Source organism: Azoarcus indigens, from assembly GCF_004361735.1.
Lineage (GTDB): Bacteria > Pseudomonadota > Gammaproteobacteria > Burkholderiales > Rhodocyclaceae > Azoarcus > Azoarcus indigens.
Genome location: NZ_SNVV01000012.1, coordinates 111,178 through 135,754, shown reverse-complemented (window position 1 = coordinate 135,754; position 24,577 = coordinate 111,178). Strand labels below are relative to the sequence as shown.

22 protein-coding genes are annotated in these 24,577 nt (G+C 64.5%); all 22 read left to right on the top strand.

The window, feature by feature from the left end:
- The first annotated feature begins 46 nt into the window (after positions 1-46).
- The 22 genes from C7389_RS14870 (at position 47) to purF (ending at position 24,575) form a co-directional block, all read left to right on the top strand.
- A complete protein-coding gene (locus tag C7389_RS14870) occupies positions 47-499 on the top strand; it encodes a CBS domain-containing protein (RefSeq protein WP_133592839.1) in 453 nt (150 codons plus the stop codon).
- 188 nt (positions 500-687) lie between these two features.
- Positions 688-2,373, top strand: coding sequence for a long-chain-fatty-acid--CoA ligase (locus tag C7389_RS14865; protein WP_133592837.1), 1,686 nt, complete (start codon positions 688-690; stop codon positions 2,371-2,373).
- Positions 2,374-2,650: 277 nt separating this feature from the next.
- Positions 2,651-4,318 carry an acetolactate synthase large subunit gene (gene ilvB / locus C7389_RS14860; RefSeq protein ID WP_133592835.1) on the top strand — a complete coding sequence of 556 codons (1,668 nt, stop codon included), beginning with the start codon at positions 2,651-2,653 and terminating at the stop codon, positions 4,316-4,318.
- Positions 4,319-4,322: 4 nt separating this feature from the next.
- The gene (gene ilvN / locus C7389_RS14855) at positions 4,323-4,637 is read left to right on the top strand and encodes an acetolactate synthase small subunit (RefSeq protein WP_133592833.1); all 315 of its coding nucleotides are present in this window, start codon (positions 4,323-4,325) and stop codon (positions 4,635-4,637) included.
- A gap of 124 nt (positions 4,638-4,761) precedes the next feature.
- Complete coding sequence (gene aroC, locus C7389_RS14850) at positions 4,762-5,898, top strand: chorismate synthase (RefSeq protein WP_133592831.1); 1,137 nt, start codon at positions 4,762-4,764, stop codon at positions 5,896-5,898.
- A 44-nt stretch (positions 5,899-5,942) separates the two neighbouring features.
- Positions 5,943-7,118 carry an MFS transporter gene (locus tag C7389_RS14845; protein ID WP_133592829.1) on the top strand — a complete coding sequence of 392 codons (1,176 nt, stop codon included), beginning with the start codon at positions 5,943-5,945 and terminating at the stop codon, positions 7,116-7,118.
- Positions 7,115-7,939, top strand: a complete 825-nt coding sequence (locus tag C7389_RS14840) for a M48 family metallopeptidase (RefSeq protein WP_133592827.1) — start codon at positions 7,115-7,117, stop codon at positions 7,937-7,939. The genes C7389_RS14845 and C7389_RS14840 overlap by 4 nt, the downstream gene beginning before the upstream one ends.
- A 93-nt stretch (positions 7,940-8,032) precedes the next feature.
- A complete protein-coding gene (leuC, locus tag C7389_RS14835) occupies positions 8,033-9,442 on the top strand; it encodes a 3-isopropylmalate dehydratase large subunit (RefSeq protein WP_133592825.1) in 1,410 nt (469 codons plus the stop codon).
- Between the two features lie 11 nt (positions 9,443-9,453).
- Positions 9,454-10,092: a 3-isopropylmalate dehydratase small subunit gene (gene leuD, locus C7389_RS14830; protein WP_133592823.1), complete on the top strand. Its 639-nt coding sequence runs from the start codon at positions 9,454-9,456 to the stop codon at positions 10,090-10,092.
- Positions 10,093-10,127: 35 nt separating this feature from the next.
- The gene (leuB, locus tag C7389_RS14825; protein ID WP_133592821.1) at positions 10,128-11,192 is read left to right on the top strand and encodes a 3-isopropylmalate dehydrogenase; all 1,065 of its coding nucleotides are present in this window, start codon (positions 10,128-10,130) and stop codon (positions 11,190-11,192) included.
- A gap of 38 nt (positions 11,193-11,230) precedes the next feature.
- Positions 11,231-12,364, top strand: a complete 1,134-nt coding sequence (gene asd, locus C7389_RS14820) for an aspartate-semialdehyde dehydrogenase (protein WP_133592819.1) — start codon at positions 11,231-11,233, stop codon at positions 12,362-12,364.
- Positions 12,365-12,576: 212 nt separating this feature from the next.
- Positions 12,577-15,528: a motility hub landmark protein FimV gene (locus C7389_RS14815; protein WP_246034779.1), complete on the top strand. Its 2,952-nt coding sequence runs from the start codon at positions 12,577-12,579 to the stop codon at positions 15,526-15,528.
- 60 nt (positions 15,529-15,588) lie between these two features.
- Positions 15,589-16,182, top strand: a complete 594-nt coding sequence (locus C7389_RS14810) for a CbiQ family ECF transporter T component (protein ID WP_133592817.1) — start codon at positions 15,589-15,591, stop codon at positions 16,180-16,182.
- A complete protein-coding gene (gene truA / locus C7389_RS14805; protein ID WP_133592814.1) occupies positions 16,176-16,973 on the top strand; it encodes a tRNA pseudouridine(38-40) synthase TruA in 798 nt (265 codons plus the stop codon). Before C7389_RS14810 ends, truA begins: the two co-directional genes overlap by 7 nt.
- On the top strand, positions 16,974-17,597 hold the full coding sequence (locus tag C7389_RS14800) for a phosphoribosylanthranilate isomerase (RefSeq protein WP_133592812.1): 624 nt from the start codon (positions 16,974-16,976) through the stop codon (positions 17,595-17,597).
- Positions 17,584-18,798: a tryptophan synthase subunit beta gene (gene trpB / locus C7389_RS14795; protein WP_133592810.1), complete on the top strand. Its 1,215-nt coding sequence runs from the start codon at positions 17,584-17,586 to the stop codon at positions 18,796-18,798. The genes C7389_RS14800 and trpB overlap by 14 nt, the downstream gene beginning before the upstream one ends.
- 47 nt (positions 18,799-18,845) lie before the next feature.
- Positions 18,846-19,673 (top strand): tryptophan synthase subunit alpha, encoded by an 828-nt coding sequence (trpA, locus tag C7389_RS14790; protein ID WP_133592808.1) that lies wholly within the window; start codon positions 18,846-18,848, stop codon positions 19,671-19,673.
- Positions 19,670-20,542 carry an acetyl-CoA carboxylase, carboxyltransferase subunit beta gene (accD, locus tag C7389_RS14785; RefSeq protein ID WP_133592806.1) on the top strand — a complete coding sequence of 291 codons (873 nt, stop codon included), beginning with the start codon at positions 19,670-19,672 and terminating at the stop codon, positions 20,540-20,542. Before trpA ends, accD begins: the two co-directional genes overlap by 4 nt.
- 19 nt (positions 20,543-20,561) lie before the next feature.
- The gene (folC, locus tag C7389_RS14780) at positions 20,562-21,872 is read left to right on the top strand and encodes a bifunctional tetrahydrofolate synthase/dihydrofolate synthase (RefSeq protein ID WP_133592804.1); all 1,311 of its coding nucleotides are present in this window, start codon (positions 20,562-20,564) and stop codon (positions 21,870-21,872) included.
- Positions 21,873-21,882: 10 nt separating this feature from the next.
- Positions 21,883-22,530 (top strand): SPOR domain-containing protein, encoded by a 648-nt coding sequence (locus C7389_RS14775; protein WP_133592802.1) that lies wholly within the window; start codon positions 21,883-21,885, stop codon positions 22,528-22,530.
- 10 nt (positions 22,531-22,540) lie between these two features.
- The gene (locus C7389_RS14770) at positions 22,541-23,032 is read left to right on the top strand and encodes a CvpA family protein (RefSeq protein WP_133592801.1); all 492 of its coding nucleotides are present in this window, start codon (positions 22,541-22,543) and stop codon (positions 23,030-23,032) included.
- 13 nt (positions 23,033-23,045) lie between these two features.
- Positions 23,046-24,575 carry an amidophosphoribosyltransferase gene (gene purF, locus C7389_RS14765; protein WP_133592798.1) on the top strand — a complete coding sequence of 510 codons (1,530 nt, stop codon included), beginning with the start codon at positions 23,046-23,048 and terminating at the stop codon, positions 24,573-24,575.
- Positions 24,576-24,577: the final 2 nt, after the last annotated feature.

Here is a 24,577-nt window from a genome sequence, read left to right as displayed (position 1 = left end):
ACATGGCGCATCACCTCCAGACATATCGGTAAACAAGGGGATAGACATGCTCGTGAGCGAGATCCTCGCGATCAAGGGCAAGGTGCTCTACACGATTGCACCCAACAGAACGCTCACCGAAGCGGTCGCGATCATGACTGAGCAGGACGTTGGCTCGCTGGTCGTCTTCGATCATGGTCAGATGGTCGGCATGCTCACATTCCGCGAGGTGCTAAAAGCGGTCCATGACAACGGGTCCGCTTGGGGGGACGCGGAGATTGCCAGTGCAATGCTCAAGGCTCCGCTGAGCGCAGCTCCCAATATGGAGATGGATGAGTTGCGTCGTCTCATGGTCGATAAGCGTCAGCGCTATCTTCCGGTGATGGACGGTCACACCCTGCTTGGCGTAGTTAGCTTCCACGACGTGGCCAAGGCGGTTCTGGAAGAGCAGAGTTTCGAGAACCGGATGTTGAAGAACTACATACGCAACTGGCCCGAAGAGGAAAGCGAACGGGCCTGAGCAACGGGGGAGGAGACCCCACGCACGGCCTGCCGGGGCCGCTGCGGAGATGCAGTTGAACGCCCACGGCAGATGGGTGGCAGCTACGGTTGGAACCGGGCGGTGCAAATCGCCCCGACGCCTCGGGAGGGCGGAGCCAGGACAGCGCTAGCTGTCCTGGCAGGTTTCCAACCCATGGAGGAGGCACGATGGAAAAGATCTGGCTGCAAAGCTATCCGGCAGGCATTCCAGCAGAAATCGACCTCAACGAGTTCCGTTCCATCGGTGACTTGTTTGAGCGCAGCGTACGCAGCTTTGGCGGGCGTACCGCATACATCTGCATGGACAAGGGGATCAGCTATTCGGAGCTGGATTCCTTGTCAGCCCGGTTCGCTGCCTTCCTGCAGAGCGAGCTGAGACTGCCTAAAGGCACGCGGGTGGCGTTGATGATGCCCAACGTGCTGCAGTATCCGATTGCCATGTTCGGCGCATTGCGGGCGGGCTACACCGTCGTCAATGTCAATCCCCTTTACACGGCGAGAGAGCTGGAGCACCAGTTGCGGGACTCGGGGGCCGAGGTCATCGTGATCCTCGAGAACTTCGCTCATACTCTCCAGATCGTGCTCCCAAACTTGCCGCTGAAGCATGTGGTGGTCACCAGCCTGGGTGAGATGCTCGGGACGGTTAAGGGTGCGTTGGTGAACCTCGTCGTCCGCCGGGTAAAGAAACTGGTTCCCGCCTGGGAATTGGCGGGCGCGATTAGTTTCTCGAATGCATTGAAGCGCGGAAGCAGGCATGCCCTTCAGGCGGTTGAAATAGACCACGACGATATCGCCTACCTGCAATACACCGGCGGCACGACGGGCGTGGCCAAGGGGGCAATCCTCAGTCATGGCAACATCATCGCCAACCTGCAGCAGGCGCATGCCTGGATACGCCCTTTTCTACGAGATGGTGAGGAGGTGATCATCACCGCGCTGCCGCTCTATCACATCTTCTCGCTGACGGCTAATTGCCTCACCTTCTTCAAGATCGGTGCCAGCAATGTACTCATCACCAATCCGCGTGATATTCCTGGCTTCATCAAGGAGTTGGGCAAGTATCGGTTTACCGCGATTACGGGGGTGAATACTCTGTTCAATGCTCTGCTGAACAATCCCGAGTTTGCAAAACTGGATTTTTCTGCGCTGCAGATCTCCCTGGGAGGTGGTATGGCGGTACAGCAGGCGGTGGCGGAGAAATGGCGCAAGGCGACCGGCAAGCCCTTGGTCGAGGCATACGGACTGACAGAGACCTCGCCGGCGGTGACGATAAACCCGCTGGATCTGCCGGAGTTCAACCATGCGATCGGTTTGCCGGTGTCTTCCACGGAGATCAGCATCCGGGATGACGATGGCGTCGAGCAACCCGTAGGTTCGCGCGGAGAGTTGTGCGTGCGGGGGCCGCAGGTGACGCGCGGCTACTGGAACCGCCCGGAGGACACCAAGCGAGCCTTCACCCACGACGGCTATCTGCGCACCGGCGACATCGCCGTCATCGACGAGCGCGGATTTATCCGTCTCGTTGATCGCAAGAAAGACATGATTCTGGTCTCCGGCTTCAACGTGTATCCCAATGAGGTCGAGGATGTTATCGCCAGCCATCCCGGAGTGATGGAGGTGGCGGCGGTCGGAGTGCCGGACGAACGCAGCGGTGAGGCGGTGAAGGCTTTCGTCGTAAGGAAAGATCCTGGCCTGACCGAGGAGGCGCTGATCGCATACTGCCGGAAGAATCTGACTGGCTACAAGGTGCCGCACAAGGTGGAGTTTCGCGATGCATTGCCAAAGACCAATGTTGGCAAGATTCTCCGGCGGGCGCTCAGGGACGAGGAGCAGAGCGCGGTCGCACTAGAGTAAACCCTGACCCAGAAAGTGCTTGTGTGCCATGGGCGCTTCATGTTCTCATTCCGGACGCTAATCGCATTTTCCGCAATATGACCCGTTTCGCTTCCACCCTCGCTGTAGTCCTGTCCGTACGCGTAGTAGTAGGCGTAGGCGGTCGCGCGTCGTAGCAGGGTCAGGAAAAAAGCGGTTTCACCGAATCCAAACCCCCGCCGGCGCGCAAGGCCGGCGGGGGTTTCGTCTTTTAAGCCCCCCGGTCTGGTTAGTCGGACATGCTTGCCAGGAGAAAACAATGGAAAAAATGACCGGTGCGCAATTGATTGTGCGCCTCCTCGAGCGCCAGGGCGTGCGCACGATTGCCGGAATACCGGGAGGCGCGATCTTGCCTCTTTACGATGCGCTGTCCGGCAGCACCATCATCCGTCACGTTCTGGCTCGCCATGAGCAGGGTGCCGGTTTCATGGCGCAGGGGATGGCGCGGGTCTCCGGGCGTCCGGAGGTGTGCTTCGCGTCCAGCGGGCCGGGGGCGACCAATCTGGTGACGGCTATTGCCGACGCCCGGCTGGATTCCATCCCGCTCGTGGCCATCACCGGTCAGGTGCCGCTATCCATGATAGGAACGGACGCTTTCCAGGAAGTGGACATCTACGGTATGACGGTGCCGATCACCAAGCACAACTTCCTCGTCCGCTCCGCCCAGGAACTGCTGGAGGTGATTCCGGCAGCCTTCCGCATCGCGATGTCCGGCCGGCCCGGCCCGGTGCTGGTGGATGTGCCCAAGGACGTCCAGAGCCAGCTGATCGAGGTGGCCGAGCTGCCGCCGCCCGCTGAGCCGGAGGCGTTGCCGCCGCTGGACCAGGGACTGCTGGCGCAGGCGGCGCAGATGATCAACGAGGCCGAGCAACCGGTGCTCTATCTCGGCGGCGGCGTGGTGCATTCCGGTGCGGCGGCGCTGGCGGTGACGCTGGCCGAGCAGGCCAGCATGCCGACGACGATGACGCTGATGGCGCTGGGCACCATGCCGATGGACCATCCGCTGTCCATAGGCATGCTGGGCATGCATGGCGCGCGCTACACCAACTTCGTGCTCGAAGAGGCGGACCTGGTGGTCTGTGTCGGCGCCCGTTTCGATGACCGCGCGGTGGGCAAGGCGGCGCAGTTCTGTCCCAAGGCCAAGATCGTCCATATCGATGTGGACCGTTCCGAACTGCACAAGGTGAAGAACGCCCATGTCGCCATTCATGCGGACGTCACCGTCGCGCTGGAAGCGCTGCTGCCGCAGGTGAAGGTCACGCTGCGCAAGCGCTGGCTCTCCCACGTGGACAGCCTCAAGAGCCGCTTCCCGCTGCAGTTGCCCGGCCAGGATGATCCGCGCACCCATTACGGCCTGATCCACGCGGTGGCCGCTGCACTGGATGACGAGGCGGTGGTCACCACCGACGTTGGCCAGCACCAGATGTGGGTGGCGCAGGCCTACCCCTTCCGCCGTGCTCGCCAGTGGTTCACCTCCGGCGGCCTCGGCACCATGGGCTTCGGCATGCCGGCGGCGATGGGAGCGGCGATGGCCGAGCCGGACCGCACCGTGGTGTGCTTCTCCGGCGACGGCAGCCTGATGATGAACATCCAGGAACTGGCGACGCTGGCCGAAGAAGGCCTGAACGTGAAGATCGTGTTGATGAACAACAACTCGCTCGGCCTGGTGTACCAGCAGCAGAACCTGTTCTACGGCAAGCGGGTATTTGCCTCCAAGTACCGTGGCGCGCCGGATTTCGTGCGCATCGCGGAGGGCTTCGGAATCAAGGCGCTTGACCTCGACGGTGAGAGCGACCCGCGAGCAGCGTTGGCGCAGGCGCTCAACACGCCGGGGCCCTGCCTGATCCACGCCTCGATAGACCGCGAGCAGTTCGTCTATCCCATGGTGCCGCCGGGTGCCGCCAATACCGAAATGATCGGAGGCTGAGAACATGATCGAACAAGTTGCCGACCCGTTGCCGCAGCAGGGTTACGCCAAGGTGGTGCTGGAGTTGGAGGTGAACAACCACCCCGGCGTGATGAGCCACATCTGCAATCTTTTCGCCCGTCGAGCGTTCAACGTCGAGGGCATTCTGTGCATGCCGGTGGCCGACGGGCGCCGTAGCCGCATCTGGCTGCTGGTGTTCGAGGATCAGCGGCTGGAGCAGATGATGCGCCAGGTGGAAAAGCTGGAGGACGTGCTGGCGGTGCGCCCGCATGGTGCCGGCCACGAAGTGTTCGAGCGGCTGGAAGACTTCTTCCACTGACCGCCCTAGCCCGGCGCTCGAGGCGGGAAAGGCGGGTAGGGCGCTGTGCTAGACTCCGGCGCCTTGCCCGCCTGGTTTTCCCGCCGGGCGCCACCGTTTCCTGTGCTTTTCGACGAGCTTTCCTATGTCCGGCAATACCCTAGGCACCTTGTTCCGCGTCACCTCCTTCGGCGAGTCCCATGGCCCGGCCATCGGCTGCGTCGTGGATGGTTGCCCGCCGGGGTTGGCGTTGACTGCGGCGGACATCCAGGCCGAGCTGGACAGGCGCAAGCCGGGCACTTCGCGGCACGTCACCCAGCGCCGCGAGCCGGACGAGGTGGAGATCCTCTCCGGCGTGTTCGAAGGCGTGACCACCGGCACCCCGATCGCGCTGCTCATCCGTAACCAGGACCAGCGCTCCAAGGACTACGGCAACATCGCCGACACCTTCCGCCCCGGCCATGCCGACTACCCGTACTGGCAGAAGTACGGCGTACGCGATTACCGCGGCGGCGGCCGTTCCTCCGCGCGAGAGACCGCTGTGCGGGTGGCTGCCGGCGCCATCGCAAAGAAGTGGTTGGCGGAGCGCTACGGCGTGGTGGTGCGCGGCTACATGGCGCAGCTCGGCCCGCTGCCGATCCCCTTCCAGTCCTGGGACGAAGTCGGCAACAACCCCTTCTTTGCGCCGAACGCCGGCATGGTGGATGAGCTGGAACGGTACATGGATGAATTGCGCAAGTCCGGCGATTCGGTCGGTGCGCGCATCAACGTCGTCGCCAGCGGCGTGCCGGTCGGCTGGGGCGAGCCGGTTTTCGACCGTCTGGATGCGGACATCGCCTACGCGATGATGAGCATCAATGCGGTGAAGGGCGTTGAAATCGGCGCCGGCTTCGAGTCGGTGGCGCAGCTTGGTACCCAGCATGGTGATGAAATGACGCCCGAGGGCTTCCTGTCCAACAACGCTGGCGGCGTGCTGGGCGGCATTTCGTCCGGCCAGGACATCCTCGTCAGCATGGCGATCAAGCCCACCTCCAGCATCCGCCTGGATCGCCGCTCCATAGACCGCAGCGGCGCGGCCACCATCGTCAATACTCACGGTCGCCACGACCCCTGCGTCGGCATCCGCGCGACGCCGATTGCCGAGGCCATGCTGGCGCTGGTGCTGATCGACCATGCGCTGCGCCATCGCGCCCAGTGCGGCGACGTGCAGACTGCGACGCCTCGCATCCCCGGGCTGGCGCCGGGTGGCGTGCAGCCGGTGCCGGCGCCGCGCGGCAGTTGATCCGGGACGGAGTGCGGGCGGGGCCCTCGCGCCCCAGCTGAGCGATGCTTCCGTACTGGCGCCTGTCGGCTTATTACTTCTTCTATTTCGCCTTCATCGGCGCCTTTTCGCCGTACTTCACGCTTTACCTGAAGTCGCTGAGCTTCTCGGCCGCCGAGATCGGGCTATTGATGTCGCTGATGCAGGTGATGCGGGTGCTGGCGCCCAATATGCGGGGCTGGCTGGCCGAGCATCTGGGCGTGAGGGTGCAGATCGTGCGCCTGTCCGCGCTGATGAGCCTGATCGGCTTCTCCATCTTCTTCTTCACCGTCCGCTTCGATGGCATCTTCGCCGGCATGGCCTTGATGGCCTTCTTCTGGAGTGCGGCGTTGCCGCTGATCGAGGGCGTCACCTTCGCCCACCTTGGCGGGCACGGACACCAATATGGCCGCATCCGCGCCTGGGGCTCGGTGGGCTTCATCGCCGCAGTGATCGGCCTGGGCTGGCTGCTGGATTTCTTGCCCATCTCCGCAGTGCTGTGGGGGATTGCGGCAGTGCTCGTCGGCATCCTGCTGTCCGCGCTGCTGGTGCCTGAGGCTTACCGCCCGCCGCAGGGCAGGGCGGTCTTGGGGTTCGGCGATACCCTGCGACGCGCCGAGGTGCAGGCGCTGCTGGGGGCTTGTTTTCTTATGGCGGCGGCGCATGGGGCCTTTTACGTCTTCTTCTCCATCCTGCTGGTGGAGAATGGCTACGACAAGCGGGTAGTTGGGGCGCTGTGGGCGCTGGGCGTGGTGGCGGAAATCCTGGTGTTCCTGCGCATGCCGCGGCTGCTGAAGCGCTTCGCGCTGCGCGACATCCTGATTGTGGCGTTCGCCTGCGCCACCCTGCGTTTCGCGCTCACCGGCTGGGGCGTCGCCAGTCTGGCGCTGCTGGCCTTCGCGCAGCTGCTGCACGGCGTCACCTTCGGCGCCCACCATGCGGCCTCGATTGCCGCGGTGAACCGCTGGTTTCCCGGCCGCCTGCAGGCGCGCGGGCAGGCGCTGTACGGCAGCTTGTCCTTCGGCGCTGGCGGCATGTTGGGCGGGTTGATCAGCGGCTACACCTGGGACACCATCGGTTCCGCCTGGACTTTTACCCTGGGTTCGGCGTTCGCGGCGGCCGGCCTGGCCTGGCTCCTGATCGGCTGGCGAGCAGCCGCGAACGGAGAAGAAGCATCCCTGAACGAGGAGAGAACGGTATGAGAAGAATCGGCAAGGCCCTGGTGCCTGGTGCCCTGGCCCTGATCCTGGCGGTCGCCTGCCAGACGGTGCAGACCACCCATGGCGGTGCGGTGGGCATAGAGCGCAGCCAGATGATGATGGTTTCCTCGCAGGAGGTTGAGCAGGCCTCCAGCAAGCAATATCAGGAGGTGCTGGCCGAGGCCCGCAAGAAAAATGCGCTGAACCGGGATGCGGCCCAGGTGCAGCGGGTGCGCCGCATCGCCGACCGGCTGATCCCGCAGACCACGGTGTTCCGCCCGGATGCGGCCTCGTGGAAGTGGGAGGTCAATGTGCTGAGCTCGGACGAGCTTAACGCCTGGTGCATGGCTGGCGGCAAGATCGCCTTCTACTCCGGCCTGATCGACAAGCTGAAGCTGAGCGACGACGAGATCGCTGCGGTGATGGGCCACGAAATCGCCCACGCCCTGCGCGAGCATGCCCGCGAGCGCATCTCCAAGTCGGTGGCCACCGGGTTGGGCATTTCGGTTGCCGGCGCGTTGTTGGGGGTCGGCCAGGGTGGGCAGGACCTGATGGGGCAGGTGGCCAAGGTGACCTTCGAACTGCCCAACTCCCGCCTGCATGAGACCGAGGCGGACCGCATGGGCGTCGAGCTGGCGGCGCGTGCCGGCTACGATCCGCGCGCGGCGGTCACGCTGTGGAACAAGATGGCGTCGCAGTCCTCCGGCGCGCCGCCGCAGTGGCTCTCCACCCACCCGTCGCACGCCGACCGGCAGAAGGATCTGAGCGACTACGCGGCCCGGGTGATGCCGCTCTACGAACAGGCTCGGGCCAGCCGAAGCTGAGTGCCGGCGCGGGAATGGCGGGCGGGCGGCGTCTATCCGCTAGCTCGGTCCTGTGAAATAATCAACGACTTTTCTTTGCGCGGAATGCAGAGCATGGAAGCCCAAACGCTGTACGAGAAGCTGTGGTCGAGTCATGTGGTCCACCAGGAGGCGGACGGCACGGCGCTGATCTACATCGATCGTCACCTCGTGCACGAGGTTACCAGCCCGCAGGCCTTCGAGGGCCTGAAGCTGGCCGGCCGCAAGCCGTGGCGCGTGTCGTCCATCGTCGCCACCGCCGACCACAATACGCCGACCGACCACTGGGAGCAGGGCATCCAGGATCCGGTATCGCGCCAGCAGGTCGAGACCCTGGACAACAACATCCGTGAAGTGGGGGCGCTGGCCTATTTCCCGTTCAAGAACGAGCGCCAGGGCATCGTCCACGTGATCGGGCCGGAAAACGGCGCCACGCTGCCAGGCATGACCGTGGTCTGTGGCGACTCCCACACCTCCACCCATGGCGCTTTCGCCTGTCTGGCGCACGGCATCGGCACCTCCGAGGTGGAGCATGTGATGGCCACCCAGTGCCTGATCCAGAAGCGCTCCAAGACCATGCTGGTGCGAGTGGATGGCAAGCTGGGCAAGGGCGTGACCGCCAAGGACGTGGCGCTGGCCATCATCGGCCGCATCGGCACCGCTGGCGGTACCGGCTACGCCATCGAATTCGGCGGCGAAGTGATGCGCAGCCTATCCATGGAAGGCCGCATGACCGTCTGCAACATGGCAATCGAAGCCGGCGCGCGCATGGGTTTCGTCGCGGTGGACCAGGTCACCATCGATTACCTCAAGGGCCGACCCTTCTCGCCGCGCGGCGATGACTGGGAGCGGGCGGTGGCCTACTGGCGCACCCTGCATTCGGACGAAGGCGCGCGTTTTGACCAGGTCGTCGTCCTGCGCGGCGAGGACATCCAACCGCAGGTCACCTGGGGCACCTCGCCCGAAATGGTGGTGCCGGTGGGCGCCACCGTGCCGGACCCGGCCAAGGAAAGCGATCCGGTGCGCCGCGAGGGCATGGAGCGGGCGCTGCACTACATGGGTCTCACGCCCAACTTGCCGGTGACCAGCATCAAGATCGACAAGGTGTTCATCGGCTCCTGCACCAACTCCCGCATCGAGGATCTGCGTCAGGCGGCGGTGATCGCCCGCGGCCGGCGCAAGGCGGACAACGTGCGCCAGGTGCTGGTGGTGCCGGGTTCTGGTCTGGTGAAGCGCCAGGCGGAACAGGAAGGGCTGGACAAGATCTTTGTCGCCGCCGGTTTCGAATGGCGTGAGCCGGGCTGTTCGATGTGCCTGGCAATGAACGCCGACCGCTTGGAGCCAGGCGAGCGCTGCGCTTCCACCTCCAACCGCAACTTCGAAGGGCGCCAGGGCGCGGGTGGCCGCACCCACCTCGTCAGCCCGGCAATGGCGGCGGCGGCGGCCATCGCCGGTCATTTCGCCGACGTGCGCGACATCCTCTGAGGGAGACCGACATGCAGAAATTCATCACCCTCAACGGCCTGGTGGCGCCGCTTGACCGTAACAACGTCGATACCGACGCCATCATCCCGAAGCAGTTCCTGAAGTCCATCAAGCGTTCAGGCTTCGGCCCCAACGCCTTCGATGAGTGGCGCTACATGGACCGTGGCGAGCCAGGCATGGACAACAGCCAGCGCCCGCTGAATCCCAACTTTGTGCTGAACCAGCCGCGCTACCAGGGCGCCTCGGTGCTGCTCACCCGCGCCAACTTCGGCTGCGGCTCCAGCCGCGAGCACGCGCCCTGGGCGCTGCTGGACTACGGCTTCCGCGCCCTCATCGCGGAGTCTTTCGCCGACATCTTCTTCAACAACTGTTTCAAGAACGGCGTGGTGCCCATCGTGCTGCCCAAGGCAGAGGTCGATGCCCTGTTCGGGCTGGTCGAGCATTCGCCGGGTTACACCATCGAGATCGACCTGCCGACGCAGCTGGTGAAGCGTCCGGATGGCCACGCGGTCCATTTCGACATCGACCCTTTCCGCAAGGAATGCCTTATCAACGGCTGGGACGACATCGGTCTCACCCTGCGTCACGCGGACAAGATCAAGGCCTTTGAGGAGCGGCGCCGCGCCGAGCATCCCTATTACTTCGCCTGAGCCGCTGGGGCCGGGCCACGAGGAGAGACGACGGAATGAAGATTTGCGTGTTGCCGGGCGACGGCATCGGTCCCGAGATCACCGCGGAAGCGGTGCGGGTGTTGAAGGCGCTGGACCTGAAGCTGGAGCTGGAGGAAGCGCAGCTGGGCGGTGCGGCGGTGGACGCCACCGGCGTGCCCTACCCGGAAGCCACCCAGAAACTCGCCCGCGCGGCCGATGCGGTACTACTTGGCGCGGTCGGCGGTCCGAAGTGGGATACGCTGCCGCGTGAGCAGCGCCCGGAGCGCGGCCTGCTCGGCATCCGCAAGGACCTCAGCCTGTTCGCCAATCTGCGTCCGGCCATCCTCTACCCGGAGCTGGCCAACGCCTCCACGCTGAAAGCGGAAGTGGTGTCCGGGCTGGACATCCTGATCGTGCGCGAGCTGACCGGCGACATCTACTTCGGCCAGCCGCGCGGCATCGAAATGCGCGAGGTCGAGGGCAGACAGCAGCGGGTGGGCTGGAACACCATGATCTACGCCGAATACGAAATCCGCCGCATCCTCAAGGTGGCGTTCGAGGCGGCGATGAAGCGCGGCAGGAAGCTGTGCTCGGTGGACAAGATGAACGTGCTGGAAACCACCCAGTTGTGGCGCGACATCGCCGACGAGATGGGCAAGGACTATCCGGAGGTGGAGCTGTCGCACATGCTGGTGGACAACGCCGCGATGCAGTTGGTGCGTGCGCCCAAGCAGTTCGACGTGATGGTCACCGGCAATATGTTTGGCGACATCCTGTCGGACGAGGCCTCCATGCTTACCGGCTCCATCGGCATGCTGCCGTCGGCCTCGCTGGATGCGAACAACAAGGGCCTGTACGAGCCGTCCCATGGGTCGGCGCCGGACATCGCCGGCAAGGGCGTGGCCAACCCGCTGGCCACCATCCTGTCGGCGGCGATGATGCTGCGTTACACCTTCGATCAGGAAGAGGCTGCGGCGCGTATCGAGACGGCGGTGAAGAAGGTGCTGGCCCAGGGGCTGCGCACCGGCGACATCTACGAGCCGGGCACGACGAAGGTGGGCACGCGGGAAATGGGCGACGCGGTATTGGCGGCGCTGTAAGGGATTTTCAGTAACGGCGGAAAGGTCGGGGAAGCGAAATGATGCGAGTAGGTCTGGTCGGTTGGCGTGGCATGGTCGGTTCCGTGCTGATGCAGCGGATGGTGGAAGAGGGCGATTTCGCCTATATCGAGCCGGTTTATTTCTCCACTTCGGCGGTGGGCGGCAAGGCTCCGGTGTTCGGCGGCAAGGAGGCGGCACTGCCGCTGCAGGACGCCAGCAGCGTGGATGCCCTGAAGGCGTGCGACATCGTCATCACCTGCCAGGGCGGCGACTACACCAAGGAGGTCTATCCCAAGCTGCGCGCGACCGGCTGGAACGGCCACTGGATCGACGCCGCCAGCGCGCTGCGCATGGCGGACGATGCGGTCATCGTGCTCGACCCGGTCAACCGCAACGTCATCGACCAGGCGCTGGCCAAGGGTGGCCGCAACTGGATAGGCGGTAACTGCACCGTCTCGCTGATGCTGATGGGCCTGGGTGGCCTGTTCAAGCACGACCTCGTCGAGTGGGTGTCGGCGATGACCTACCAGGCAGCTTCCGGCGCCGGCGCGCAGAACATGCGCGAGCTGATTTCCCAGATGGGCGCGATCCATGCCTCGGTGGCCGATCTGTTGGCCGATCCGGCTTCCGCCATCCTCGACATCGACCGCAAGGTTGCCGAGACCATCCGCTCCGATTCCTTCCCGAAGAAGAACTTCCGCAACACCCCGCTGGCTGGCAGCCTGATCCCCTGGATCGACGTGCCGGTGGAGCATGGCCAGTCGAAGGAAGAGTGGAAGGGTGGCGCCGAGTGCAACAAGATCCTCGGCAAGCCGGCTTTCCGCAGCGAGGGCAGCATTCCCATCGACGGCCTGTGCGTGCGCATCGGCGCGATGCGCTGCCATTCCCAGGGCCTGACCATCAAGCTCAAGAAGGATGTGCCATTGGACGAAGTGAGCGAGATCATCGCCACCGCCAACGATTGGGTGAAGCTGGTGCCGAACGAGCGCGAGCTTTCCGAGCGCGAACTGACGCCGGCAGCGGTCACCGGTACGCTGACGGTGCCGGTCGGCCGTCTGCACAAGCTGGCGATGGGGCCAGAGTACCTCGGCGCCTTCACTGTCGGTGACCAGCTGCTGTGGGGCGCGGCCGAGCCGCTGCGCCGCATGCTGCGCATCCTGCTCGAACGTTGAGCGAAGCGCGGGGCGTCTATGCCCTGCGCCATAGGTTTGACCCGCATGTCCTGACACAGAACGGGCTGCGGGTCCAGCGCTCCGTTGAAAAAAGCCTTGTGCCTGAAAGAATTGCTGCACGAAGTTGAGCTTAATGCTAGATTGCTAGCCCAAGTCCATGATGCTATGTCTCTTGTCGGTTGAATGCCGCAGGGGGAACGGGTTTGAAGGCAATGATGAAAACGTCGCTCAAGGCTTCCCTGGTCGCAGTCGCGATCGCCTCGCTGTCATCCATCGGTCATGCGGCCGGGCTCGGGCAAATCAACGTCCTTAGCGGCCTTGGGCAGCCGTTGAGGGCCGAGATCCCGGTCAGCGGGACAGCGCAGGAGCTGCAATCGCTCTCCGCCCGCATCGCCTCGCCGGATGCCTTTCGTCAGGCCAATATTCCCTATGCAGGCGTGCTGAGCAGCCTGACTGTCACCGTCGATAATCGGGGCCAGCGCCCGGTTCTGCGCCTCAGCAGCGACCGGCCGGTCAATGATCCTTTTCTCGATCTGCTGATCGAGCTTGATTCCAGTTCCGGCCGCCTGGTCCGCGAGTACACCTTCTTGCTCGATCCTGTCGATCTGGGCAGTGCTGCGCGCAACGGAAGCACCTTTACACCAGCTGCGCGGCCTGCGCCGGCCGTAGCAAGCGCATCTGCGCCGCAGCCGATCAGCGCCGCACCCCGTTCGGCCGTGCTGGCCCAGCAACCCGCCGCCGCGGCTGCGACCAATGGCAGTAGTCAGTACACCGTACGGCGCGGTGACACCTTACGCCGCATCGCCGAGGCCAACCGCCCCGACGGTGTCACGCTGGATCAGATGCTGATTGCGCTGTATCGCGGCAACCCGCAGGCGTTTGATGGCGGCAATATCAATCGCCTGCGGGCCGGCGCCATCCTCAGTGTGCCGGGCGGAGATGCGGCCGCTGCGGTCGAGGCTGGTGAAGCCCGCCGCGAAGTGATAGCCCACTCCGCAGATTTCGAGGCATACCGCCGCCGTCTGGCGTCATCGGCCGTCAGCCGGCCTGCTGAAAGTGCTCCCGTCGAGCAGTCCTCCAGCGGACGTATCACGCCACGAGTGGAGGACGCCCGTCCTGCTGCAGAGAACGGCGACAAGGTGCAGGTGTCGCGCACCGAGCGCGCAGGGAACGCGAACGGCGGCGATGCCGCCAGCCGGGTGCAATCCCTGGAGGAAGAGCTGGTTTCGCGCGAGAAGGCGCTGGAAGAGGCGAATGCCCGCTTGGCCGAGCTGGAGCGCAATATCCGGGATCTGCAGAAGCTGGTCGAGCTCAAGAGCGAGAGCCTGGGGCAGCTTCAGCAGCAGATCCAGGGCGGTGCAGCCGAGCCCCCGGCGGCTCCCGCTGCCCCGCCCCCCGCGGCCCCCTTTGCAGAAGTGACACCTCCCCCGGCGGCCGAAGCAGCGCCTGCGGTTGAGGTGCCGGCCCAGCCTGCGCCGCCTCCTGCGTCGCAGGCCGCGCCGCGCCCGCCGGCGCCGCCCAAGCCGCCGGTACCCGCTCCGGCCCCTGAACCGGAAGAGGGCTTCATCCAGAATCTGCTGAAGGATCCGATGTTGCTCGCCGCGGGCGGGGGCATTTTGATTCTGCTCCTTGTTTACGCTGCTTATCGCATGCGTCAGAAGCACAAGGAGGGCGAGCAGGGTGATACCGAGGCGCTGATGAGCGAATTCCCGCCGGAGAGTAGCGGGGTATTCGGCGGCACTGGCGGACAGAGTGTGGATACCGGCAACAGCAGCGTCATCCATACCGATTTCAGCCAGTCCGGGCTGTCGTCGATCGATGCGGATGAAGGCGTGGATCCGGTCGCCGAGGCGGACGTCTATATGGCCTATGGCCGCGACGCCCAGGCCGAGGAAATCCTGCAGGATGCGCTCAAGGCAGATCCGGCGCGGGCTGCCATCTATCTCAAGTTGCTGGAGATCTATGCCCAGCGCAAGAGCCTGAAGCCCTTCGAGACGACTGCCACCGAGTTGTATGGTCGAACCAATGGCCAAGGGCTGGATTGGGAAAAAGCTGCCCAGATGGGGCGCAAACTGGATCCGGAGAACCCGCTCTACAACGGCGGTGGGGTCGATGCGGCGGCGAATGCACCGCAGACCGAACAGCCGCTCGGGCCCTCCGCCGCTGCGGCAGCTGCGGGCTTGGGAACCGTCGCGGGCGCCATGGCGGTTGCAGCGGCTCAGGAGAGAGCGGATGAGAAAGTGGACAGGCAGGTCGAGTCTCCTGAGACTTCGGAGGAGCCGACGGGTCCTTCACTTGCCAGCCTGGACTTCACGACTTCCTCGCCGGTGGATCCCAGTCCCTCTCAGTTGAAGGACACCTGGGCAATGCCCGGAGAGCTGGGGCAACTGGCGGAGTCGGAGAATGAGCCGCTTCCGGCACCTGAGCCCCTGTCGCCGGCGGAGGACATGTCGCTGGACTTCGATCTTGATCTGGGCGAACCGGAAGCTGGACCTGTGCCTCCGGCCTCGCTCTCCGAAACGGGCGGAATCGATGGGTCTTTCCAGACCCGCTCCTCCGACCTTGTCCTGGATCTTGACGTCAGTGGAGATGAGGCACCGACCGAGCCGCCTTCCCTGGGTTCCGGCGAAATGGTGGACTCCTCCCGCCACCAGGATTCCACCGTGACTGTGTTGGGCAACGAGATGGATCTGGCCAGTGCGGAGGAGCCGGGGTTGGCCTTCGATCTGCCTGAGCTGGATGTTCCCAAGCCGTCGGCCCCGGCCTTCGACATGAGCGCGACGGTGATCCAGAGCGACGAACCCAAGCAGGAGGACGATGCTGCGGCCGTGGTCGACCTGGAGAAGACCAGCTTCGACAGCAGCCTGCTCGACTTTGATCTGGACATCGATGCGCCGACCGCCACCTCGGTAACGGAACCACCGGCGCTGGATCTCACCAGCATCGACCTGGATCTCGAGCCCGCTGTGGAGGAAGGCACGACTGGAACTGCAACTGCCTTGCCTGAAGCGGGTGGCGAGGTTGATACCAAGCTTGAGCTTGCCCGGGCGTATGACGAGATGGGCGACAAGGAAGGTGCGCGCGAGTTGCTGGAAGAGGTGCTGAAGGAAGGTAGCGCCGCCCAGCAGTTGACGGCCCGTGAGTTGATGGAAAAGCTTGGCTGAATCTTCTTGGATACGCCGCCGCAGCGCTAAGGTGCCGCGGCGGCTTCGTCGTTTACTGCGATGCATTCCGGCTCCATCCTGCTGATCTGGCTTGCCGGCGTTACGTTGGTGCAACTGCTGTCGCCTGTGACGCTGACGCTGGCGTTGGGTGGGGCGCTTTTGTTCGCCCTCGCGTTGGCGCCACAACGTATGCGCAGGCTCGTGCGCCGGATTCGCCTTTTCTTGCTCGTCATCGGGGTGCTGTTCGCCTGGTTTACCCCGGGGGAAGCGCTCATCCCGGCCTGGCCCTCGCTAAGTCCCAGCAAGGAGGGGGTGGAGATGGCTTATCTGCATGGCGCCAGACTTTTGGTTGTAGTGTGTGCCGTTGCGCTCTTGCTGGAGCGTCTTCCTGCGGATCGGCTGGTAAGCGGCTTGTACGCGCTGTGCCGGCCTTTCGCGCGTGCAGGGCTTTCCGCCGAGCGCCTTGCCCTGCGTCTGATGCTGGTGTTCCGCTATGTGGAAGGCGGAGGGGGGCGCGGGTGGAAGGATTGGCTGGGTGAGCAGGGGGAGGGCGACGAAGCGCCGGTGCTGTTGCAGCGTGAGCGCCTAGGCTGGCTGGAGGCCGTGATGCTCGGTGGGCTGGTGGTTGTCTGGGCCGGATGGCTGTTATGGTGAGGATCGCGCTCGGCGTTGAATACGCTGGCGACCGTTTCGAGGGCTGGCAAAGCCAGCGTCACGGACGGACGGTTCAGGATGTACTTGAGGCCGCTCTAGGGGGGGTGGCCGGCGAGCCAGTCCGGACTCACTGTGCCGGCAGAACGGATACCGGGGTCCATGCGACCGCTCAGGTCGTCCATTTTGATGTCGCCGCCCGGCGGCCGTTGTCGGCTTGGGTTCGCGGCGTCAATGGCGCTTTGCCAGCGGCGGTGGCAGTACGCTGGGCAGTGGCGGTGCCCGAACAGTTTCACGCCCGCTTCTGTGCCGTGGAGCGGCGATATCGTTACGTCCTGTTCAATTCTCCAACCAGGCCAGCTCTGCTAGCGGGACGGGTCGGCTGGTTCCACCTGCCATTGGATGAGGCAAAGATGGTTGAAGCGGCTGCTTGCCTCGTAGGCCGCCAGGATTTTTCCTCCTTCCGTGCGGCCGGTTGTCAGGCGAAATCTCCGATCCGAGATCTGCGCGAGGTGGTAGTCCAGCGCCAAGGCGACTATCTGCTGTTCGACTTTCGTGCCGACGGTTTCCTGCACCACATGATCCGCAACCTTGTCGGTGCCTTGGTCTACGTTGGCAAAGGGCGTTATCCGCCAAGCTGGTTGCAGGAAGCATTGGCACTGCGGGACAGGAGCCAGGCGGCGCCCACGTTTGTGCCGGATGGCTTGTACTTGTGCGGAGTGGGGTATGAGCCGCACTGGTCGCTGCCGGACGAAGGGCGTATCATCGCGGCGCCCCAGCTTCCCCTCACCTGAATGTCCCGAACCCGGATCAAGATCTGCGGCCTCACGCGCCCTGAAGACGTGCGCGCTGCCGTGAACGCTGGCGCCGATGCGGTGGGTTTCGTGTTTTACCCGCCCAGTCCGCGCAATCTGTCGGTAAAGCGGGCGGCGGAGCTTGCGGCGCAACTGCCGCCCTTCGTCAGTGCCGTCGGCCTATTTGTTAACCCGGTTCCCACCTTCATTAACGAGGTGCTGTCAGCGGTGCCGCTGCAGTTGCTGCAGTTCCATGGCGAAGAAACCAATGCGGAGTGCGACCGTTATCGCATGCCCTGGATCAAGGCGGCGAGGATGCGCCCCGGAGTCGATCTGCTAGAATTCGCCCTTTCCTATCCCGGCGCCAGCGGCATCCTGCTCGACGCCTTTGTCGACGGCTATGGCGGCGGTGGGAAAACTTTCGATTGGTCCCTGATTCCTGCTGGCCTAGATCGGCCGATCATCCTGTCCGGTGGGCTGGCGCCCGAAAACGTACAGGAGGCGGTACGGTGCGTGCGCCCTTGGGCAGTGGACGTCTCCAGCGGCGTGGAAGCCGCGAAGGGGATCAAGGACGCGGACAAGATCGCCGCCTTCGTTGCTGGAGTTCGAGATGCAGATGGCTGATACGCCTTATTCGTTTCCCGATGCCCATGGGCATTTCGGCCCCTATGGTGGCATCTTCGTCGCCGAAACGCTGATCCCGGCGCTGGAAGAGTTGCGCCTTGCTTATGAGGCGTGCGTCGCCGATCCCGAGTTCATCGCCGAGTACGAATACGAACTCAAGCATTACGTGGGCAGGCCTAGCCCCATTTATCACGCCCGTCGTCTGTCGGAGAAGTTCGGCGGTGCCCAGATCTACCTGAAGCGCGAAGATCTGAATCACACCGGCGCGCACAAGGTAAACAACTGCATCGGCCAGGCGCTGCTGGCGAAGCGCATGGGCAAGCCCCGCGTCATCGCCGAGACCGGTGCCGGTCAGCATGGGGTTGCCAGCGCCACCGTGGCGGCGCGCTACGGCATGGAGTGCGTGGTCTACATGGGCTCGGAGGACGTCAAGCGCCAGGCGGCCAATGTCTACCGGATGAAACTGCTGGGCGCCAAGGTGGTGCCGGTGGAGTCCGGCTCCAAGACCTTGAAGGATGCGCTCAACGAAGCGATGCGCGACTGGGTCACCAACATCGCGGATACCTTCTACATCATCGGTACGGTGGCCGGTCCCCATCCCTACCCGCAGATGGTGCGCGATTTCCAGACTGTGATTGGCAAGGAATGCAAGGTGCAGATGCCGGAACTGGCCGGTCGCCAGCCCGACTACGTGATTGCATGCGTGGGCGGCGGCTCGAACGCCATCGGCATTTTTCACCCTTACATCGGCGAGCCGGGCGTCAAACTGGTGGGGGTCGAAGCAGCGGGGGACGGACTGGAAACCGGGCGCCATGCCGCACCGCTGACTGCCAATGCGAAGGTGGGCGTGCTGCATGGCAATCGCACCTATCTAATGCAGGACGAAGACGGCCAGATCATCGAAACCCACTCGATTTCCGCCGGCCTGGACTATCCCGGTGTCGGCCCCGAGCACGCCTGGCTGAAGGATACCGACCGTGCCGAGTATGTCGCCGTCACCGATGGCGAGGCGCTGCAGGCCTTCCACGACCTGTGCCGCTACGAGGGCATCATCCCGGCGCTGGAGTCTTCCCATGCGCTGGCCTATGCGGCCAAGCTCGCGCCCACGCTGCCGCGCGACCGCATCCTGCTCGTGAACCTTTCCGGCCGTGGCGACAAGGATATGCATACCGTCGCCGAGCGTTCCGGCATCCAGTTCTGAACCTTCCGGCGGGCCGCTTTCGCCGGCCCTGCTGCCAGAAAGCACCTATGTCCAAAATCCAGACCACTTTCCAGCGCCTGCAGGCCAGCGGGCGCCGGGCCTTGATTCCCTTCATTACCGCGGGCGATCCTGCGCCGGAGCTAACTGTTCCGCTGATGCACGGGCTGGTGGCGGGCGGCGCCGACGTAATCGAGTTGGGCGTGCCCTTCTCCGACCCGATGGCTGATGGCCCCACCATACAGCGCGCCTCCGAGCGGGCGCTGGCGCAGGGCACGAGCTTGCGCAAGGTGCTCGAACTCGTGCGTGCATTTCGCCGGGATGATGCGACTACGCCGGTGGTCCTGATGGGGTATGCCAATCCCATCGAAGCCATGGGTGCCGAAACCTTCGTCGATGCCGCTGTGGCGGCCGGGGTGGATGGGGTGCTGGTGGTCGATTATCCGCCTGAGGAGTGCTTTCCCTTTGCCGAACGCTGCCGCAATGCTGGCCTGGATCCCATCTTCCTGTTGGCGCCCACTTCCACCGAGCAGCGTTTCGCCGACGTGGCCAAGGCGGGCAGCGGCTACATCTACTACGTGTCGTTGAAAGGTGTGACCGGTGCCGGCAACCTGGACTTCGACGAAGTCGCCCGCCGCATTCCGCGGATCCGTGCGGCAGTTGGTTTGCCGGTCGGCGTTGGCTTCGGCATCCGTGACGCAGAGAGCGCCCGGCGCATCGGCGCGGTGGCAGATGCAGTGGTGATCGGCAGCCGCATCATCGAAGAGCTGGAGCGCAGCCCGCGCGACCAGGCCGTCGCCAACGTCACCGCATTCATTGCAGGCATCCGGAGCGCCCTGGACAGCCTGGACACTACCCTCGCAGGAGCGACCCGATGAGCTGGCTCCAGAAGCTGCTGCCCCCCAAGATCAAACGCAGCGAAACCGCTGCGCGCAACAAATCCATTCCGGAAGGCCTGTGGAGCAAGTGCCCTTCCTGCGAGGCGGTGCTGTACCGCTCCGACCTGGAAAGCAACCAGAGCGTCTGCCCCAAGTGTGGTCACCATCAGCGCCTGCGGGCGCGCACCCGGCTGGACCTGCTGCTCGACGCTGAAGGCCGCTTCGAGATCGGCGCCGAGGTGATGCCGGTGGATCCGCTCAAGTTCAAGGATTCCCGCCGCTACACCGAGCGTCTTTCCAGCGCGGTCGCCGACACTGGCGAGGCGGATGCGATGGTTGTGATGCAGGGCGCGATCCAGACCGTGCCGGTGGTCGTGGCTTGCTTCGAGTTCGAGTTCCTCGGTGGCTCCATGGGTTCGGTTGTCGGCGAGCGCTTTGTGCGCGGCGCGCGTGCCGCGCTGGAGCAGCGTCTGCCTTTCATCTGCATTACCGCGACCGGCGGTGCCCGCATGCAGGAGGGGCTGTTCTCCCTGATGCAGATGGCCAAGACCACCGCCGTCATCACCCAGTTGGCGCAACGCAAGCTGCCCTTCATCACGCTGCTTACCGACCCCACCATGGGCGGCGTATCTGCCAGCTTCGCCTTCATGGGCGACGTGGTGATCGCCGAGCCGGGCGCGCTGATCGGCTTCGCCGGTCCGCGGGTGATCGAGCAGACCGTGCGCGAGAAGCTGCCGGAAGGTTTCCAGCGATCCGAGTTCCTACTGGAGAAGGGCGCGATCGACATGATCGTGGATCGCCGCGAGTTGCGCGAGCGCCTTGCCGATCTGCTGACCCTTATGTGCCGTCAGCCTTCGGTCAAGGCCTGATTCGCCGGGACTGCACACGATGTCGCTGCCGAAGACGCTGGCCGCCTGGCTCGATCTACTGGAGAGCCGACACGGGCAAGTGATCCAGTTGGGGCTGGAGCGGGTGCAGGCTGTCCGCTCCAGGATGGGGGGGGCTCCGGATACAGTGACCATCACCGTCGGGGGTACCAACGGCAAGGGTTCCACCTGCGCCATGCTGGAGGCCATCCTGCTGGCCGAGGGTTACAGGGTGGGCTGTTACACCTCGCCGCATCTGCAGCATTACAACGAGCGGGTGCGCCTGAATGGCCAGGATGCGAGCGACGAGGCGCTGATCTCTGCTTTCGAGGCTGTGGAGCACGCCCGCGGCGATACGCCGCTCACCTATTTCGAGCACGGCACGCTGGCGGCCTGGGAGATTTTCCGTAGCGCCGCGCTGGACGTAATCATCCTGGAGGTTGGCCTGGGCGGAAGGTTGGACGCGGTGAACGTGTTCGACGCCGATTGCGCCATCATTACCGGCGTCGCCCTGGACCACATGGAGTTCCTAGGCGATGACAGGGAGGCGATCGGCTTCGAGAAAGCCGGCATCTTCCGCGCGGGGCGTCCGGCTGTTTGCGGCGATCCGCAGCCGCCGGCATCGGTGCTGGAGCATGCCGAACGCATCGGCGCCAGGCTGTGGGTCAGCGGTCGGGATTTCGGTTTCGGAGGTGACCGGCAGCAGTGGGGTTACTGGCGCTACGAGGCTCCCCATGCCGGCGGCCGGCTGATCAAGCGCGGTGGTCTTGCCTACCCGGCCTTGCGTGGCGCCAACCAACTGCTCAACGCGGCCGCAGCGCTGACCGCTCTGGAAACCTTGCGTGATCGCGTCCCGGTTTCCATGCAGGCGGTGCGCCAAGGGCTGATGCTGGTGGAGGTGCCGGGCCGCTTCCAGATCCTGCCAGGCAAGCCCGCGGTGGTACTGGATGTGGCACATAATCCGCAGGCCGCCGGTGTACTCGCCGAGAATCTCTCCGGCATGGGGTTTTACCCGGAAACCTGGGCGGTGTTCGGCATGCTGGCAGACAAGGACGTGGAAGGCGTGGTTGCGCTGCTCAAGGACAGGGTGGACCATTGGCTGGTCGCTGGCCTGCCCGGGCCGCGTGGCGTGGATGCGGAAGCGCTTGCGGTCCGCCTGCACGCAGCCGAGGCAAAGGGAGGCGTGCGGACTTTCCGCAGCCCTGCCGAGGCCTATGATGCGGCGCGGAAAAGCGCTGCCGAGGGTGATAGAATCGTTGTCTTTGGCTCCTTCCTGACCGTGGCGGATGTGCTCACGGCCATCCAGGACCAGAGGCGGGCCGAACGGCACTGAGGGTTTCCGGGTGAGCGACGCAGACAACCTCGAGATCAAGAAGCGCGCCCGCCGGCGCCTCGTCGGCGCAGCCGCGCTGGCCTTGCTCGCCGCCATCCTGCTACCGGTAATGATGGATCAGGAACCCCGGCCTACCGGGCAGGACATCCAGGTGTCGATTCCCGATCGCGGCAATGTGCCGCCTCCCCGTGCTGCGCTGTCCCGTGAGCCCCAGCCGGAACCCGAAATTCCTCCCGTGCCGGAAGAGGCACCTGCGTTGCCGCCGGTCCCACAGGTAGAGCCGCCTGCCGGGCCCGCAAGCCAGACTGTGCCTCCTCCATCGCAGGTTCAGCCCAAGCCACCAGCGCAGACGCCGCCTGCTGCGACCCGGGATGACGAGGCTGCCCGCGTCCAGGCCATTCTGAGCGGTAGTCAGGCCCCTGCGGCGCAGCAAGCCGCCGCCGAGTCCTACGTGCTGCAGATTGGCGCCTTCGGTGATGCGACCAAGGCGGGCGGACTCAGCGCCGACTTGAAGAAGCAGGGTTACGCGGCCTACACAGAGCGCGCGGGCAATGTCACCCGTGTTCGCGTCGGCCCGTTCTCCAAGCGGGACGAAGCCGAGAAAGTGGCGGCAAAACTGAAGGCGCAGGGCCATAACGCGGTGCTGGCGCCGCGGTGACATCGTTCAGATGACGGTATTCGATTATGTGTTTCTCGCCGTGCTGGCGCTGTCGGCTGCGGTGGGAATGTGGCGTGGCCTCGTGAGCGAAGTGATGGCCCTCGTGGCCTGGGTCATGGCACTGCTTGCGGCCTGGCGTTACGGTAGCGTGGTGGCGGGCGTGCTCGAAGGGCTGATAACCGAGCCGGGCTGGCGTCAGCTTGCTGGTTTCATCCTGGTGTTCGTGGCAGTGCTGTTGCTGGCAGCCTTCATCCGTTTCCTGCTCCGCGAATTGTTGCGCGCCGCGGGGCTGGGAGCAACGGACAGGTTTTTCGGGGCACTTTTCGGCCTCGCGCGCGGTCTCTGCATCGCGTTCGTAGTCGTTTTGCTGGGTGGGTTGGTTGGCGTGGCGCGGGAGCCTTGGTGGGCGAACGCGATGTTCTCGCCGCCGCTCGAGACGGCGGTCGTGGCCGCCAAACCGTGGCTACCGAGTGTGGTGGCCGACAGGATTCGTTTCAGATAGGCAGGTCTTCCAAATGTGCGGAATTCTTGGGGTCGTCGCGACTTCCCCGGTTAATCAGTTGCTCTACGACGGACTGCAGGTCCTTCAACATCGCGGGCAGGATGCCGCTGGCATCGTCACGGCGGAGGGCGGCCGGTTCCACATGCACAAGGGTTCTGGCCTGGTGCGCGACGTGTTCCGCACCCGCAATATGCGCAACCTCGATGGCAACTGGGGTATCGCCCATGTGCGCTATCCCACCGCCGGTTCTGCTTACAACGCGGCGGAAGCGCAGCCCTTCTACGTCAATTCGCCCTTCGGCCTGCTGCTGGCCCACAACGGCAACCTGACGAATTCGGAAGAACTCAAGCGCGAGATGTTCCTCGCCGACCTGCGCCACATCAACACCAATTCCGATTCCGAGGTGCTGCTCAACGTCCTCGCCCATGAGCTGCAGGCGGCCTGCAATGGCTTGAAGCTGGATGAAGAGGCGGTGTTCCGCGCGGTGGCCGGTGTGCATCGGCGCTGCCGTGGCGCCTACGCCGCGGTGGTCATGATTGCCGGCTACGGCCTGCTCGCCTTCCGCGATCCCTACGGTATCCGCCCGCTCGTCATCGGCCGCAACGATGTGGGCGAGGGTACCGAGTGGCTGGTGGCTTCCGAGTCGGTGGCGGTGGACGTGCTTGGCTTCAAGTTGCTGCGCGACGTCGCGCCAGGCGAAGCCATCCTGATCGATACCGAGGGCAATTTCCGCAGCCGCCAGTGCGCCGAGCGCACGGTGGAGGCACCCTGCATGTTCGAGTTCGTCTACCTGGCCCGTCCGGACTCCATCATCGACGGCGTCTCGGTGTACGAGTCCCGTGTCAAGATGGGTGAGTTCCTGGCGGAGAAGATGAAGCGCACCATGCCGCATGTGAACATCGATGTGGTAATCCCGATTCCCGACTCCAGCCGTCCGGCAGCGATGGAGATGGCGCATCGCCTTGGACTGCCGTACCGCGAGGGTTTCGTCAAGAACCGCTACATCGGCCGCACCTTCATCATGCCCGGCCAGGCGACCCGCAAGAAGTCGGTGCGCCAGAAGCTGAACACCATTCACCAGGAATTCCAGGGCAAGAGCGTGCTGCTGGTGGACGACTCCATCGTCCGCGGCACCACCAGCAAGGAAATCGTCAATATGGCCCGCGAAGCGGGGGCGACCAAGGTCTATCTGGCCTCGGCGGCACCACCGGTGCGTTACGCCAATGTATATGGCATCGACATGCCGACCCGTGGCGAACTGATCGCTTCCGACCGCAACGAGGAAGAAATCCGCAAGGAGATCGGTGCCGATGGTCTCTTGTACCAGGATCTGGACGATCTGAAGGCGGCGGTACGGGCGGTGAACCCCGCGATCAATTTCTTCGAAACCTCCTGTTTCGATGGTTGCTATGTGACCGGCGACATCACCGCCGAGTACCTGAGCGGCGTCGAGAACCAGCGCAACGAGGGCGGCAAGCCCGGTGAAGAGAACGAGGCCGGCCAGCTCGACCTCAACCTGGCCACCTCCAGCCAGGACCACTGAGC